At 53.7% G+C, this 16813-nt stretch carries 11 protein-coding genes; 5 read left to right on the top strand and 6 right to left on the bottom strand.

The annotated features are described in order from the left end of the window. Positions 1 to 54: 54 nt before the first annotated feature. From C2M35_RS02210 to C2M35_RS02200, 3 genes are all read left to right on the top strand, one after another. On the top strand, positions 55 to 2823 hold the full coding sequence (locus C2M35_RS02210; RefSeq protein ID WP_105264506.1) for a DUF2339 domain-containing protein: 2769 nt from the start codon (positions 55 to 57) through the stop codon (positions 2821 to 2823). A gap of 66 nt (positions 2824 to 2889) precedes the next feature. Then, positions 2890 to 3690: an ABC transporter ATP-binding protein gene (locus C2M35_RS02205; protein ID WP_234000011.1), complete on the top strand. Its 801-nt coding sequence runs from the start codon at positions 2890 to 2892 to the stop codon at positions 3688 to 3690. After that, entirely contained in the window at positions 3687 to 4682 is a 996-nt protein-coding gene (locus C2M35_RS02200) for a FecCD family ABC transporter permease (protein WP_105264504.1), read from the top strand. Before C2M35_RS02205 ends, C2M35_RS02200 begins: the two co-directional genes overlap by 4 nt. A 38-nt stretch (positions 4683 to 4720) precedes the next feature. Here C2M35_RS02200 and C2M35_RS02195 read toward each other — a convergent pair whose 3' ends face one another. From C2M35_RS02195 to C2M35_RS02170, 6 genes are all read right to left on the bottom strand, one after another. After that, positions 4721 to 8134 (bottom strand): Ig-like domain-containing protein, encoded by a 3414-nt coding sequence (locus tag C2M35_RS02195; RefSeq protein WP_105264503.1) that lies wholly within the window; start codon positions 8132 to 8134, stop codon positions 4721 to 4723. Continuing rightward, positions 8125 to 11259 carry a DUF4347 domain-containing protein gene (locus C2M35_RS02190; RefSeq protein ID WP_105264502.1) on the bottom strand — a complete coding sequence of 1045 codons (3135 nt, stop codon included), beginning with the start codon at positions 11257 to 11259 and terminating at the stop codon, positions 8125 to 8127. The genes C2M35_RS02195 and C2M35_RS02190 overlap by 10 nt, the downstream gene beginning before the upstream one ends. Next, on the bottom strand, positions 11246 to 12091 hold the full coding sequence (locus C2M35_RS02185; RefSeq protein ID WP_105213193.1) for a sulfotransferase family protein: 846 nt from the start codon (positions 12089 to 12091) through the stop codon (positions 11246 to 11248). Before C2M35_RS02185 ends, C2M35_RS02190 begins: the two co-directional genes overlap by 14 nt. A gap of 80 nt (positions 12092 to 12171) precedes the next feature. Further along, the gene (locus C2M35_RS02180; RefSeq protein WP_105199723.1) at positions 12172 to 12765 is read right to left on the bottom strand and encodes a phage tail protein; all 594 of its coding nucleotides are present in this window, start codon (positions 12763 to 12765) and stop codon (positions 12172 to 12174) included. Positions 12766 to 12775: 10 nt separating this feature from the next. Then, a complete protein-coding gene (locus tag C2M35_RS02175) occupies positions 12776 to 13744 on the bottom strand; it encodes a formyltransferase family protein (protein WP_105264501.1) in 969 nt (322 codons plus the stop codon). Positions 13745 to 13747: 3 nt separating this feature from the next. After that, entirely contained in the window at positions 13748 to 15004 is a 1257-nt protein-coding gene (locus C2M35_RS02170) for a hypothetical protein (protein WP_105264500.1), read from the bottom strand. Between the two features lie 333 nt (positions 15005 to 15337). Here C2M35_RS02170 and cobO point away from each other — a divergent pair, with 333 nt between their 5' ends. Together cobO and C2M35_RS02160 are read left to right on the top strand one after the other, a co-directional pair. Continuing rightward, entirely contained in the window at positions 15338 to 15934 is a 597-nt protein-coding gene (gene cobO, locus C2M35_RS02165; protein ID WP_105199726.1) for a cob(I)yrinic acid a,c-diamide adenosyltransferase, read from the top strand. Continuing rightward, on the top strand, positions 15934 to 16794 hold the full coding sequence (locus C2M35_RS02160; RefSeq protein WP_105264499.1) for a cobalamin-binding protein: 861 nt from the start codon (positions 15934 to 15936) through the stop codon (positions 16792 to 16794). The genes cobO and C2M35_RS02160 overlap by 1 nt, the downstream gene beginning before the upstream one ends. Positions 16795 to 16813 lie beyond the last annotated feature (19 nt).

The raw sequence follows: 16813 nt of genomic DNA, 5'->3' as shown, positions 1-16813 counted from the left end.
CCTTTTTCATTTTTGTGAGTATAGTTAAACGAGTCAATAACTTAAGGTTAGGCCATGGATACGATGATCGCTTTTATGGGCTTACTAATGCTGGTTGTAGTGATCGGCAGTGTGTGCGGGTTAGTCGCGCTCACACAAATAGGTGAGCTTAAGCGTCAACTGGCGCATTTACAACGGCAATTAAAGGCTGCCCCGGGTGCTATGGGCGCAGCTGCCGCTAAGGAAACACCACCCCAGACACCTCCCGAGTCCGCTACCGCGGCTAAAGACTCGGCTGTGAGTGCGACTGCAAGTGCGGCTGAGAGTGCTGCCGCAAAAACGGCACAGAGCACGGCAAGTATTACCACTAAGCCTCCTGCAAAGGCTATGGCAAAGCCTTCGGCGGCGCCCACGCTTGAGCCTGCCGCTACATCCGTGACTACTCCAGTATCGGAGCCGCAGGAAGCGAGCTATCAGGATGCAAACGATTCCATTTTACCGCCCAAAGACCCGGCAACGCCTGGTTTATGGCAGCGTTTTACTGCTCAATTTAAAGAGCACTGGATGGTGTGGATAGGCGCTCTGGCATTGGCCTTTGGTGGCATTTTCTTTGTTTCTTATTCTCTTGAGGCGGGGCTCTTGTCGGTCACCGCACGTTTGGTGCTAGGTGCGGCCTTTGGCTTGTTGCTATTGGTTGGTGCCGAATATGTGCATCGTAAATTCTATCGTGACAGCGAGGCACAATACGCCATGATTGCCTATGTGCCGGCGGCGCTGGCGGCCGGTGGTTATATCAGTTTATTTGCGCTGACCGCCCTGGCGCTGGTGAGTTATAAACTGCTGTCCCCGGGCAGCGCCTTTGTGATGTTGACCTTGGTATCTGTGGCGGCCAGTTGGACGGCGCTGCGTTATGGCCCACTGCTGGCTATTATCGGCATGTTGGGCGCTTATAGCGTGCCTCTGTGGGTCTCGACCGGCTCCTCAAATTACCTTGAACTGGTTATTTTCTTAAGCGTGCTGACTCTGAATTTAACCTTTGTGGTGCGCAAGGTCAGGCGCATGTGGTTGTGGTACAGCATTTGGGCGCTGCACCTGTTATGGCTATTGCTTATTGCCGTGGACATCCCGCGTGAACACGCCATGGCCATGGTTGTTTTCGTGCCCATCAGCGTGGTGCTCTTGATTATGATCCCCCGTTTGGGCTTCTCATTTTCGCAACTTGAGCACAGGGTTTGGTCGTTTAAATCTCTGGTGCTGCAAAAGCCGGATCTTGCCTTGCTGTTGGTGATCTTTGGCGCCACTGTGCTCTTCTCAAGCGGCCAGGAGATGGCCGTGCTAAGCGTGCAGTTTTGGCTGCTGAGCGCCTTGTTTGCGGTTGCTGCCTTACTTAACACCCGCTGGCAGCTGTGGCCGATACTCAGTGCTGTGTTGCTGGCGCTGCTATTGGATCAGCCTTATCCGATGAACGTTGATTTAAACCATGATGGCCTTTTGATGTTCCACGGAGCGCTGGGGCAGGCGCAAATTGCCATGGTGGCGTTTTTAGTTTACGGCTCTGTGTTTGCCAGTCGTTCCCCTCGGCATATGGGCTTTAGCTTTATAGCCGGTGGCGCCGTGCTGGTGCCCCTGGTATTGGCTTATCTGGCCTTACCGCAAGTCTGGCTGGATGATGTTAAATGGTTCTGGGTAATTGAATTGTTACTGGCCGGCGCCTTCTTGGTCTTTCTTGCCAATCGCACCCGCAACAAGGTGCAGCAGATGATTTACTGGTGTGCCATCAATGCTCACCTAGCCTTTGCGGCGACTTTGGTGTTGGGCACTCATGCCCTGACCTTGGCGCTGGCGCTTCAGGTGGTGTTGATGACTTATCTGAGTAAGCGCTTTGCGCAGCCCATTCCTTCTTGGTTGCTTAAGGCCTTGGTTACTGTAGTGGCGGGGCGCCTCACCATCTTGTGGATTGACCCATCTTATGGCAATGGGCTGAGCGAGCCTTCTTTATGGTTATATCCAAGCGTTGCGGCACTCTTTACCCTAGGTTATCGATTCTTTGCCAGTGAAGGTTTGAAACCTTGGCTGCTGGGCGTGATTTTACACGTGTTGGCACTGTGGGTAAGCGCACTGACCAGCTATGCCCTGGTGGGTCATACCATTCATTTGGAAGACTTGTCGCTGCTCGAAAAGCTGGTGCTGAGCATTAACTGGGGATTACTTGGCTGCGTTTATCTGTATCGTGCCAAAGCGGCGCAAACTATGGCGCAGTACTATACCATTGGTGCTTATCTTCTGCTCGGTGCTGCGGCCTTGTTGCAAAGTCAGCTATGGCTGGAGTACAACCCCTGGTTTGACCGCGTGCCCATGGGCGAGTCCTTGCTGAGCAGTTATGCCTGGTTATACTATTTTGCGCCGGCTGGTATTGGCGCCTGGCTTGGTTATCAACTGCGCCAGTCTCAGGCGAGCTTAAGCCGTGTGCTCTTTGGTGCCACGGGCTTTTACCTCTTTGTTGGTATCAATGCTTTGGTACGGCAATATTGGCAGGGGCCCATTATTGCTCTTTCCATGGGCGTGGAGGATGCGGAGCTCTACAGCTATTCGGTGATCTGGTTACTGCTTGGCGCCGCCTTAGTCGCCGTGAGCTTAACGCTTAACAAGCTGCTCATTCAGCGTGTCGGTGTGGCCTTATTGGCTTTGGTGATCGCCAAGGTGTTCCTGGTCGATATGGCCAACTTAACCGGGTTATTGCGAGCGCTGTCCTTTATCGGTCTTGGCTTGGCTCTGGTTGGTTTAGGGGCGCTGTTTAAGTGGTTGCAGCGTCAGCATATGCCGAGTGAACAGACGTCTGGATAGACAAAATTTACTTTAGCTGGCAATGCTTTCATAATAGCGCCTTGCCAGTTTATCTAAGTGGGTGTTGTGTCTCATCATTCTTTACTGACCGTGGAGCAGTTGCAGTGTCGTTTGCAGGAGCGACAAGTGCTCGACGGCATCAGTTTTTCCTTGCAGCAGGGCGAGTTTATCGGTCTGCTCGGCCCCAATGGCGCCGGTAAGTCAAGCTTGCTGCGCTGCATTTATCGCTATTATTCCAGCGCCGTAAATGCCGTACGCCTTGATGGTCGCTGCATTCAAGGCATGGCACCGCGAGCCTTGGCTCAGGATATGGCCGTGGTATTGCAGCAGGCGCCGAGCGATATGTCCTTGACCGTGGTCGATGTGGTGGCCTTGGGTTTGTTGCCCGGCATGGCTCTGTGGCAAAGGCCGGATAGCGAGGCGCTGGCGCGGGTACAGCAAGCCATTGCCGATGTCGGCTTGGCGGCGCAGCAGCATAAGCAACTGGCGCAACTCTCAGGTGGTGAGCAGCAGCGGGTACACATTGCCCGGGCTCTGGTACAGAGACCTAAGTTATTGATTATGGACGAACCCACCAGTCATTTAGACATAAAATATCAAATCGAACTCATGGAGTTGGTGCGCTCGCTAAACCTCACTGTACTGGCTTCATTTCATGATTTAAATCTTGCGGCAGCCATGTGCGACAAGCTACTGGTACTCGATGGCGGTAAACTGGTTGCCAATGGCACCCCCAAAGCGGTGATCACCGAGTCCTTACTGAGTGAGGTGTTTGGCGTCTGTACTCAGGTTGGCGTTCATCCGCAAAACCCAGAGCATTGGCCCCTGGTGCACTATTTCTACGCTGATAGGAGCCAAAAGTCATGATAAATCAGCGTAAAATCGCCATTGTCGCGCTTGTTGTGATCGTGCCGCTGAGCGCCTTATGGGCGCTAAAACTGGGGGCGGTTAATTTAAGCTGGTCGCAGTTACTGGCTGTGCTTGGCGGCGAGGGCGACCCCCTGTGGCAACAGATTATCTGGCAGCTCAGGGTACCGCGCGTGGCCTTGGCCTTTATGGCCGGGGCCGGGTTGGCTTTAGCCGGCGCCATGCTGCAAACCGTGACCCGCAACCCCTTGGCCGATCCTTATTTGTTTGGCATCTCCTCCGGGGCTGCGCTGGGCGTGGTGGTGGCTATGACTTTGCTTGGCATCAGTGCCGGTATTATGTTGACCCTCAGCGCCTTTATCGGTGCCATGCTGGCCACCGCCTTGTTGCTATCCGTGGCTTTATCGCTGCGCTATATGCAAAATTCCATCATGGTGCTGTGCGGTGTGGCTCTGTCTTTCGGTTTTAGCGCCCTCACCAGTTTATTGCTGTATTTTAGCGAACCCCAGGCGATCAGCGCCGTGGTGTTTTGGACCCTGGGCAGTTTTGCTCGCGCCAATCTCGCCATGCTGTTGCCCATCGCCTTGTTGTTACTGATTGTGCTGGCACTGGTGGTGGTGCTGCGCCGCGCCCTAAACGCCCTCTTGTTGGGCGATGAAAGTGCTCATACCCTGGGGGTGAATGTGCCCATGCTACGTATTATTATGTTGCTGCTCAGTGCTTTGATCACCGCAGTATTGGTGAGCGTGTGTGGCGGCATAGGCTTTGTCGGTTTGATGATCCCTCATTTGGTGCGCCTCAGTGGGCGTTTTAGCAGCACCCAAGTCTATCCGCTGAGCTTTATTTGCGGTGGCCTGTTTATGCTCTGGGTGGATGTCTTGGCTCGGACCACCTTGACCAATCAGGAGTTGCCCATAGGGGTGATCACTGCATCTCTTGGCAGCGCCTTTTTCTTTGCTTTGTTATACACACAGCAGCGTCAACACCAATAGAGAAATAAGAGCCCCGCAACCAAGCGGGGCTCTCGGGCTCAGTTGCGCTTGGCGCGGCGACGAATGGTCACGAATCCTGCCAGTAACAGCAGCCAATACATGTTGAGCACGCCACTGCTGATCTTACGCTTAGGTGGCTCAACCACCTTCACCGTCACCTTGGCCGTCGCCTGGGCACCAAACTCATCGGCAATCACATACTCGATGGTGGCGGTGCCGCGAAACTCATCCATAGGCGTAAAGTTCAGGCTGTAGTCGGCGTTAATAGTCACCTCTCCCTGTGCACTGCTGGCCTCGACCACTCTAATGGCACGTCCCTCAGGATCGCTGTCGTTGCTAAGCACATTCAGGGTGACCTTGGTGCGATACCAGGTTTCGGCCTCGTCATCATTGGCAATTGGCGCCTGATTGGCGGCTATGTTCACCTGCACCTTGGCACTGTGTGTATTGCCTTGGCTGTCTGCAATGCTGTAGAGCAGGGTATCCATGCCCAGGTACTGACTCGGGGTGCGATAGAGTATTTGATTATCGAGGATTTCCGCCTGACCCAGAGTGCTTTCCACATTGAGTAGTTGCAGCTCGTCGCCATCGGCATCGGTGTCGTTACTCAGTACATCCAATGAAGTATCGCTGTTTTTTGGCACCCGATATACATCATCATTGGCTATCGGCGCCTGGTTGCCCGACACGCTCAGGGCTATCACTCCGGGGTCGTCTATATAGCCGTTAACCATGCCGTCACCGTCGTTGGCGCCCCCATCTTCAAGAGTGAGTTGCACGCACCAGTGACCAATATTCAGTCCGCTTTGCCATTGCTTGCTGCCCGGCGCCGGACAATAGCCGCGGCTTCCTAAGGCCGAGGCCACCGCATTACCCTCATCGAGATGTAAGTCCTGCCATTGTGAGGAAACGAACTTGCGGTACTGGGCATTGCCCGGCAGCGGCTGATGCTGGGGCAACACGAGATTGACGCTGCTGCCCTGAGTCGCTAATGCCGACACCACCACGCCATAGAGGGTGCCGACATGGCGCTTGTCTGGGTCCGGGCTGAGAGCTTCTGGGTTTAACTGAGCACCGGCCTGGGCACTGTCGGCATAGGGACTGCTGTGCAGGCAGGTTCCCGGCTCACTGGCGAGGATAAAGTCTTGCTCCTGACCCGCCACCGCCGCCATTAGGTGGCATGGACGCAAGGCATCCAGGTGGTCGCTGACGCCATCGCCATCCTGATCGATAAAACCTTCCTCCTGATCCGGCAGTAAGTCACCGTCGCTGTCGCCGTTATCTAGCGGCGGCAAGGTGGCGCGAATATCCAATTGCCCCTGTACTGTGGTGCTCAATGCCGGAGTGCCATTGTCACTGACCGTCACTGTGACCTTATACACCCCCTCGACAAGGGTGTCGGCGGCCAGGGTCGCATCGGCACTGTGGGCATCGCTGAGAGTCAGGGCCGGCTCCAGTTGCCAGGAGTAGGTGTGGCTATCGCCATGATTGGCATCCGTCACCTGGGCATGTAACCGAATGTCCTCATCCAGGCGATACAAGGTGCGGGCTTGCTGTCCTTGCTGTGCCTTAATGCTAACCCCGGGGGCAAGATTGGCTTCGCTGATGGTGACCTTGTGTTCACCGCGCTCGCCAAGGTTACTTTGCTCCGAGAGGGTGATAAGTATGGTTTCATCGCCTTCATCCAAGTTGTCATCGTAAATATCCATGCTCAGGGTACTGTGCTCGGAATGAAATACCAGCTCGCCGTCGACCAGGGAGTGGTCGCTGTTGTCACTGCTACCGCCGACACTGTAGGGCACCACCAAGGGGTAACTGGGCGCAGAGCCGCTCAGGTAGGCATGAACCTTATGACTGCCGCCTTCACTGGCAGTACTGTCGGCAGCGAAACTGATCTGCGGATGGACGCGGACATGCTGGGCTGCAAGTGTGCTGCGGCCCTCATCATCCGTGGCTTGCCAATAGACCTTGTGCTCACCCGAGGTGAAGTACACAGGGTTATCAAGCAGCTGGACCGGAATTGACTGCCCCGTGTTGTCTTGTGCCGTGGCGATACCTAAATTCACCTTGGTATAGAGCCCCGTAGCATTTGCTTCCACATCGGCAGGCACCGTCAGTTGCGGCGTATCCGCGGGAAGCTCTCCCGAGAGGGTAAAACGCACCGTGGCACTGTCTGCCGCTCCGGCTTTGTCGACCACGCGATAGTTTAGTGCCACGGTTTCATTAAGCCCGGCTATGGGGGTATACATCAGACCATTATCATTGATGCTGACCCCGCCTAGCTCGGCGTTAGCGGAGGTGATGGTCAGTTGATCGTCGGCATCCGGGTCGCTGTCATTGGCTAGAACGTCGAGGAAATAGCTCCCCGAGTCGGCACGGGCCAAGGTAATAACATCATCTTCCGCCACGGGCGCATCGTTTTCGCCGGTGACTGTGATCATTATGCTGGTTGGCTGGCTTTGCAGGCTACCGTCACTGGCGATCAGAGTGACACTGTCCTGGCCATTAAAATTGGCATCCGGCGTATAGCTCAGTGTGATGCCGTTTATAGTGACCTGACCATGTGCCGGCTCGACACTGACGCTTAATTCCACGGCTTGCGGGGTTTCGTCACTAATATCCAGCTCGGCCGTGAGCGTCGTATCTTCCTCTGTGCTCAGGCTGGTGGTATTGATAACAGGTGCCAGGTTCTCATCATCCTTGATGCTAATAATGACTTGTTGCGTTGCGTCCTCGATAGCCCCGCCACTGAGGGAAGTGATATCGACAATAATGGTTTCTTCGTCTTCGGTAAGAGCGTCATCAATGGCGGTAATGGCTATGCCCGCCGAGCTTGTTAAAGCGCCAATGGTAATACTCGGCGAGCGACTGTAATCCGTGTCCACCGCGGCGGTGCCGCTGTAACTTAAGGTGACGAGGATATTTTCCGGCCATTGATTATTCAGGCTATTACCTATGCTGGCGGTGAGCTGCGCCGAGCCGCCGGCTTCGTCTATGCTGCTGGTGTCACTGCTTAGGCTAATGGCTGGTAGGTTGGCATAAATGGCATCGTTCGCCTGGCTGATGGGCGTGGTATAGCTGCTTTGGTTATTTAAGCCATCGGCCAGCACTAGGTTCACCGGCACATCGGCGCTTGCGGCAATATTCTGGCCGCCATCATCAATAGTAAACTCGGCACTGTAGTTACCACCGCCTAAATCGCTAAAGCCGTTTAAGGCATAGCCGTTCACCGTACCCAAAACCAGGCTGGCGCCCGGTTCGGAGGCGTTAATACTGACACTGACCGTATCACCGACCTTATGCGCCGTATCGGCGATACTCAGGGTATTGATGACGGGCCCTGCTAAATCAAGCTGATACGTCTCGCCCCCGGTAAAGGCCGGGGTATAACCGTTGTTGCCATTCCCATTGCCCAGGGCGTCGGTAATATCCGTATTCGCCTTCAGGTCCAAGCGTAAGTGCCACTGCCCGCCATATTGTTGACCGTAACCGTAACGCTGCTGCCACTGGATGCCGACACCATGGCTAGGGTGCCGCTGGCATCGCCACTGAGGGTGGTCAGGGCGAAATCATCGCTGGAAATATTTTGGACTTGACTGTCAAAGCTTACTAGGTAGCTGATTTGCGTGGCATTAGCCGGGGGAGTACCAACCAGTGTAATACCGGTGACTCGCGGCGGTATGGTATCCAAGGCGGTGAGCGCGGTGCTGTTGGCAGTGGCCAAGCCGCCCGATGAAGCCTGCAGGTTAAAGACTTCCGAATCCGCTCCGGCGGGGCTGTAGGTTAATTGCAAGTTGGTGAAGGTGGCCGACCCTGAGCTCGGGGTGATGGAAACCGTGCTGGCATTACCATCAATGTCGCCAGTTGCCGTCATTATGGCGGTGCCTGGGCCATTGACCTCGGCGAGCGTGATACTGGTGCTATAGCCCTGATCCACCACGTTAATTGCATCCACCGCCTGGACTACGGGCACAGTGGTAAAGCTGGTGCTTTGCCATGCGGGTATCGAGGTGGGGGCGGGCTCGGTGCTAAACACCAGTTTAGTGGCCACCACATCGGCAATAACGGCATTGGCGTTGACACTGGGTAGGTCACTGCCAACGCCGTCTTGGTCATTGGCCGTTAACGTAAAGGCTTGTTGGTCGGCGGTGGCGGTATAGGTCAGGCCGCTGAAGGTGGCGATACCACTGCTGGCGCTGGCGCTGGCGTTAGTGAGCACACCGGCCGAGCCTTCGCTCAGGGTAATGGTTTCACTAAAGTCGGTATCCGTATTGCCAAATGCGTCGGAGGCTGTCACAACGGGCTGTGTCATAAGCGCACTGCCCGAGACACTGCCCGCCGGCTGAGTGCTAAAGCGCAGCTGGGTGGCCAAGACCTCTATGGGTGACCCGGTACCATTGTTGATTAGGCTGGTGGCCCCCATGCGTGTACCTGCACCTAAGGTGACATCGGTATCGCCATCAATGCTCAGCAGGTAGGCATGTTTTTCAGTCAGGTTCGTATTGTTATTGAAATAACCGTTGATGGTGTAGGTTTCATTGTCGCCATCGGCAATTGATATATTCAACCCGGAAAATGTGATCACGTCAGCGAGGGCATTGTACACACCTGTGACGTTATTCGCGTCAGGCCCACTTAATCGCCAGGTCACTTTATCACGTTCAGGGTCGCTGGAGGTGCCAGCGACCTGCACCCGGATAGCCGACACAGCCATGGCCAGATTATCGCCACCGCCGCCATCGCTTAAGGTGAAATCGAAGAGGTTAACCGCTTCGCCGCTGGTATCGACCGTGGTGGACAGAGCGACCGGTTCAATTACGCCATCCGCGGCGCTTAAATTACCATCGCTGTTAGCCGCTAACACGGTGACGGTTATATCCTGGTTCGCCGAGGTGCCACCATCGCCGTCGTTGATCGTCACACGTACATTTCGAGCTCCCGTGGTGGGGCTGACTGAGTCGGTATTTTCATAGTTGAGGGCCCGTAACAGGGTTTGTACTCTGGCAGGGGTGGCGTTGGCGTTGAAGTTGGCGGTAAAGTCGTTGCCGGCGGCGATATTATTCGCGAGCGTGCCGATCACTGTCCCCGACACCGACAGATTACTGCCGGCCGTGGGGCCCGACAGGGATACTGCGCCCGAGGTATCGACACTGAGCAGATCCTCGGCGGCATCTTCTCCTGAGGTAATTGTGGCACTGAGGTTACCGCCACTAAAATCCGAGCTGTCAGCGTCGCTGACCGTAGCATTGCTGCCCTGGTCTAGGAGTGTCGCACTGCCGGGGTAAGTATTGAGGCTATCGCCATTTAGGTTGGCGATGCTTGGCGCGCTATTGTAAGGCGTGGTATTGAATTCTATTACGCCAAAAGAAGTTGAGTTAGGTACGCAGTTAGTTCCGGTTACTCTAAATGAGGAGATGTTTGTAGTATTTCCTCCCAAATTGAGGGTGTGTTGCCCGGTAGTGAATTCCGTGCTGGCGTAAATAGTACTACCTGAGTTATTTGTCACTTCAATACGGCAAGAGTTATAAACATCTAACTTTAGGGAATTTAGATTAAAATTTGTGTAACTAGCTGATTTTGTAAACTCTATGTGCCCTGTAGCCGTAGGGGGAGCAGGATAGCTTAACGTATAAAGAGACTGGGTCGTGCTGTATTGATGAATATAAGTACCGCTTGGCCCGCTTGCTACTAAGTTACCATTGGCTGAGGTTTCTGTTGTGCCGCATTCCCCATTGGTTGGTAGCTCATCGGGGCAAAAGTCATCGGCAACATAGGTTGCCAGCACATCACTAAAATCCTGCAGAGTCAGGGCATCAAACGGCGATTCGCTGTCGATATCGCCCTGAACGATTTCCAACTGCCAGTCGCCACCCTTATCGCTGGCTCCGGTTAGGTCATTTGATGCTGCGATGTCGGCACCGGTATGGGCGCTGAGGAGTTCTATAAACTCAATACCTTGTTCGCCTTGGGCCAGATTACAGTTATAAAAACGAATGTCGGCGCCGGCGCTCAGTTTAGTACCTAGGCGTTTGATATCGGCCACATAATCATTGAGGCTGGCGGCACTGATTTGTTGTTGGCCAACATGAATTTTTCCCTGTGAGCCATGGCTTACCCAATGTAAGGCATCGAGGCTTTTATAGGCAGCCAGCTTGCTATTAAGCTGGGCAAATATCGGCGTCTGATCATCAATTTCTATCACCTCTATGCCCGGTTTTAGGGCCTTGTAAAAGGTGGACTTATCAGGCAGTGAGGCATCTATGATCATTACTTCCTGGCTGAGCTGTCCTGCTTTTAACTCGATTCCAGAGTGGTTTGGCAGGGCAGTGGGGGAGGCGGTTTTTGTGCCTTGCATCAGGCTTAAATCTGCCGGTGACAGCGGCTTTTTGTTGCTTGGCATCTTGCTGGCATTAAAAGCCCTGTGCCTCTCCTGGCCCAGCGTGTGTGATGCCAGTGGCGTGTGCCGCTGTTGTTGCGTACGAATATAACCGCCGTAGGCCCCGGCTAAGGTGGGGAGTGCGCTCAGGCCCAAGGGCATCAGCAAGGCGGCGGCCTTATTGAGTTTAAAATGATGCATAGGTATCTCCTTGAGGCGCTGTGGCGCAGATCAGGCTGGCTTGTGTGCCCGATGTGTCTTGCCAAAATGCCATGTCACTGTATTTGTTGAATAACTCGGGTGGCAAAATGCTGCGCCTTGGGGTGAATTTGACTTCTTTTTTGACCGTATGCAGGCCTTTGACGCCAATATTGCTATCGAATTCACCTTCTTCATATTCCACATGATTAAAGTCGTGGTCGAACGTAGGCAAGTCTAAAAACTGGTAGAGCAGCTCCATGGTGCGCGCCGGATGCTGGGTAAGTAAGTCGTAATCCACTAGCAATAAGCGCTGCGAATATTCGCCATAGTAGGCTTCTTTCAAGGCCGTCCAGGCACTGCCGAACACCCCCTGATGATGGGCCATGGACTCGCAGCGGGTATATACGGTTTGCCGGCTTTGCGGGGAATACATGCGACTGTAGTCAAAGGGGTTTTTACGATAGATGCACTCAAAGCTGTCCATCACCCAGGCAGGGTTGCGAACACAGCAGATCACCTTAAAATCGTCAAACAGCTCTACCAGCTGATGCATACGTGCCGTCCAGATACGATTGGTATCGAAGATCACCTGCTTATCGGCGTGTTCGCTGTAGTAACTATTCACCAGGCTTTGGCACAGGGCGCGGCGCTTTTGCTCGCTAAAAAAAGGGGCGAACTCACTGCCGGCACCGATTTGCTCTAAACACCCGGCCATCAGTGGGGCCACAGGGCTACTCATGGCGGCATGATAGGCGGGGTTTTGTCTTAATAAACCGGCCAACAGTGTGGAGCCAGAGCGGGGCAAGCCTGAAATAAAATGATACTGCGTCATTGTTGTTGTTCCTACCTTTATAAACGCAAAAGGGTGGCGCCTTTTGACGCCACCGAGTTACTTCCTGTTGATAAAACAGTCTAGCTTCTGGATGGATAAATGCCCTCTAACGCCATGGAGTAATTAACCCCCAGGCTAGGCTGGCTGATATTAAAGGCCTGGCTATTGCCCGGGCTCTGTACCGGGGCGGTGCCGCTGAGGGTGACACCCCCTAGTGCGACCTCGGTGGCGCTGTTGCTGGGGGCATAGATTTTTTCCGGGGTATCACTGCGGCTATCGCCGGCTACGGTCGTTGCAAGTACATAGCCAGCTTGCGGCGTTTCCGTGGTGCCGCCATCCGTGGTGGCGCTCAGGGTTCCCGTTACGCCGTTAAGGTTAGCCTCGGCGGTATGAGCTGGAAGCTCGTTCACCGATAAGATATGTGTTTCCGCACCGCGTTTTTGGCCCATGGTCCAAGGCGTAAGGCCCGGTCCTGAGCCTTGGCTCACCGCTGTTCTGCCACGCAAATCGGGCAGCGCAAAGTTGGTGCGACCGTCACCGCCAAAGTTGGTGCCTACTAACGAGAAGAGCGCAGTGTACTCGGTGATAGGCAGCAATTGCCCATCACAGGTGGCCCAGTTTCTTGGTGCAAAGTTAAAACCAAAGGGCTGAATTTGAGCGATAAAGGGGTCCATGTAGTTGTCCTTATACTTGCTGTTGTAATGGGTGCGGTGGGCGTTGCAGCTGCTCACCGGCATCGAGGTAAATTAATTGTGCTAAACGTTCGGCGCTCATAACGCCTAATTCGCAGGCGACAATATCCAGGCGAATACAACCATCCTGCGTATTGACGACCAGCCCCTGCGTCGAGGAAATCATCACTATGGTGCCCGGTGCCGTGCCATAGCCCGGGTAATCGGCCAGGCTGACTTGAATAAGCTCAACCGCCATACCTTTAATATTGAGCAGCACCCGGCCATAGTGACCGTTATGAGCGCGTGTGAGCGCCTCAATTTGCGCCCCGGTGAGGGCATTAAAATCCAGTATGATAAATTCCGGCGCAGCACTTGTTTGGTCTGCTTTTTGTCCCTTTGGCGGCGGTGCGACTGTAGCGGTTGTGAGCTGGTGAAAAAGCTGTTCCAGGCTGCTAAGAGCCAGATAAGCGAAGCGCTGAACCAAACTGGCATAAGTATCTTGACCGCCAAGGGGCAGCGGCAGCTGCAGCAGAATGTCGCCACTATCGAGGTGCTCATTCATGGCATGCCAGGTCAGGGCACTGTATGTTTCTTGGTTGCGCAGTTGCCAATAGATGGGGTCCTTTCCCCCGTAAGCGGGCAATGGAGAGGCATGGCAGTTATAAATTCCTAACCTGTAGTGTTCGAGTACCGGTTGCGGTAATAAATGACTAAAGCCCAGGCACAGGGCAAGATCGGCGTTAAAGTGCGGTAAGTGGCTGGGAATTAAATGCAGCTTCTCCTTGCACACCACTTCAAAGGGAATGCCATTGGCTTGCAGTTGATTCAACAGCTGCAGCAAGGGCTCTTGTCTGTGCCCCAATGTTTGCGGGTCCGGGGTGATCACCCCGACAAGCTGCTCAGTGGCAAATAGCGCCTCAATACAGGGCCAGGCAAACAGGCTGCTGGCATACACAAGAGTCCTAGGTTGTTCCTTCATTACCTATTCCTTAATGACCAAAAAGCCGGGAAGACCGCTTAAACTGTAGTAAAACTTCAGGGTGTCGCCAGAATTTGCCAAGGTGTCATCCGCTTGCGGGTCGCTTGGGATAAAGTTGATGCAGACACTGAGATCTGGAAGCGGATGGGTGATCCCCGAGTCATACAACCCGAGTCGCTCATCGGCGAACAAGCTGATCTGGGTGTACAGACTCAGGGTTTGTTTATTGGCATGCTCGGCGAGCTGAGGCAGAACCAAGGTAGCGGCACCAAGCAGTGCTTGTTGTTCAATCTGGCTAGGAGCTATGGCCCTGAGGCTTTGTGCCGTGATCGACATGACCACGCCGAGCTCGGTGCGTTGTTGGCTAATGGCCCTTAATTTTTCACTGAGTTGTTGGGCACTGAGACCCTCATTGCGCCACTGCTCCACATACTCAAGCTGGGCTATATTGAGCATGGCGTGAACATCGACCTGCTGCGGAATAAGGTAACCATTGTTACTTAACTGCTGAGCAAAATGATGGGCAATGGCGAAGTGTCCTTCCCGACTAAAGCCATGTTGCATGGCCTCGACAATGACCAGATCGAAGAGCATAGGGGCGTTATAAGCACAGGCATCACCACAATACATTTGCTGTATGTATTCTTGCAGCCCCAACTCGGTGATCAGCTTATGCAGTGAGGCGATGGCCCCGGGTTGAATATCGATAAGGGTGATGCGCAACCGCTCGCCGCTTATGCCCTGGCGTTGATAGTAACTCAACAGTGGCAACAATAAAGGAGCAAAGGGGCCGCAGGCGGGATAGGCGATAAAGATTTTTTCCTGGCCGCCACCAAATAAGGCGGTGATAGCCTTGTCTATGGCGCGCATATAGGCGCTCACCCGTAAACCATCTTTAATGGTGTGAATACAGTGATCCGGTGCCATTACCAGGCCGTGTTTACTGATAAACTGTTGGCTGCGTTCGGCTTTAGCAATATCGGCGTGTTGATAAACGGCGTTATAGGCCGTAAAAAGCGAATTAAAAAGCGGGGTAACCAGCTCGCGGCTTGGTTTATGTGCTTGCAAAATGGTGGCAGCGGTGCCGGCGTTAAGTGTTTGGAGTTCTTTTTTTGTAAGTGTTGGTAAAACTTGGGTGCTGAGCTGTTGCTTTAGTAAACTACGTTGTTGCTGGTGGGCAAACAAGCCGGCAACGCTGCCGTCACAAAGGTGAGTTTGGTTGCAATTGGCTATGGATTGTTGATCTTTATAGGCGTGCATGACAAGGTTCCGTTTATTGCCCTTTAGTCAAGCCTAGTCGCGAGTTGTGGGATTGCCACTATTTGTAATCAGATGAAATATTTCACTTAATAATAAAGACTTAGTTCTCTCAACTTTGATGCTCGACGTTCTTATATTGGCGACGGGAGATAAGTTGGGCATCTTGGTCATTGCAATATTGTCAGTATTCTCGCAAGTAAAAATGTGCGTTGTGAATGGGTATAATGGGTGCGGTATAGAGCCGACAGGCATAAACAATAAAACGAGCCCCTGTCGGGGTGTGATAATCGCACCTTGATATCAGTAATCTAATTTAGTTCATGGAGTCGTGGCATGACGGATAAAAATGCGCAGCATCAAAAGCGCCAACAAAAAGTAAAGGCCGAAGTGGATAAGCGTATTGAGCAGGCGCAGACGGAGCAGGGCATATTGCAGGTGATCACCGGCAATGGCAAAGGCAAGTCGACCTCCGGCTTTGGTACCGTGGCACGCTGTGTCGGTCATGGGCAAAAAGCGGCGGTAGTACAGTTTATTAAGGGTCTTTGGGAGTGTGGCGAGCGCAACCTGCTGGAGCAGGTGGGTGTGCCTTTTGCGGTAATGAAAACCGGCTTTACCTGGGAAACGCAAAACCGTGAGGCCGACACTCAGGCGGCGCAGGCAACCTGGCAACAGGCCAAGCAATTTCTCGCCGACGAGAGCCTAGATCTGGTCCTGCTCGATGAGCTCACCTATATGCTGACCTATGACTATATCGATTTAGACGAGGTACTGGAGGCGCTGGCAAATCGACCGAAAATGCAATCTGTGATCGTCACCGGGCGCGGTGCCCACCGTCGTTTAGTGGAGCTTGCCGATACCGTCAGTGAGGTGCGCAATGTGAAACACGCCTTCGATGCCGGGATTAAGGCACGCGCAGGGTTTGATTACTAATGGCCATCTCTCGCTGGTTAGTGATCTTTACGGCGTTCTTTTTTGCCAGTGCGGCTGCAAGTACGAGTGCAAGTACGGCTGCAAGTGAAGAACCTACGGCGGTACAGCAGCGTATTGTCGCCCTCTCTCCCCATATAGTGGAAAACCTCTATGCCATAGGCGCCGGCGAGCACCTAGTGGCCAGCGTCGATCATGCTGACTACCCGGAGCAAGCTAAGGCCTTGCCTCGTGTTGGCGGCTATTACGGGGTGCAAATAGAGAAAATACTGGCATTAAAACCCACCTTGGTAGTGGTGTGGCAAGGCGGCAATAAGGCCGCCGATGTGGAAACCCTGGAGCGCTTAGGGGTGCCCTTGTATATCAGTAACATACAAGGGGTGGAGGACATTGCCACCGAGTTGCGACAACTAGGAAAGCTCACCGGTAATGTGGCCCAGAGCGAGCGGGTGGCCGCACAATTTGAGCAAGGTTATCAGCGCTTGCAACAAGATTATCGGCGCAGTGAGGGGCAAAAGCCCAAGGTGTTTTATCAACTTTGGTCGGCGCCCATGATGACGGTCAATAACAACACCTTGATTGGCAAGGCGATTACCCTGTGTGGCGGCGAGAATGTGTTTGCCGATAACAGCACCGACTATCCGCAGATCAGCGTCGAAAATGTTGCTCTGGCGAAGCCGGATATTATTGTTTTAAGCAGTGAAAAAAATGCCGCCGAACAGACCCAGCAGTGGCAACAATGGGGCATGATCCCGGCGGTACAAAATAAGGCGATCCGCGCCATCGACGCCGATTTGCTGCATCGCTACAGCACCCGAATACTCGATGGCATTAGCAAACTATGCCTGGCTATTAATTCGTAATAAGGTGTTTTTAGTTTCT

The organism is Pseudoalteromonas sp. T1lg76 (assembly GCF_002964725.1).
GTDB lineage: Bacteria > Pseudomonadota > Gammaproteobacteria > Enterobacterales > Alteromonadaceae > Pseudoalteromonas.
This window is presented reverse-complemented; position numbering and strand designations above follow the sequence as displayed.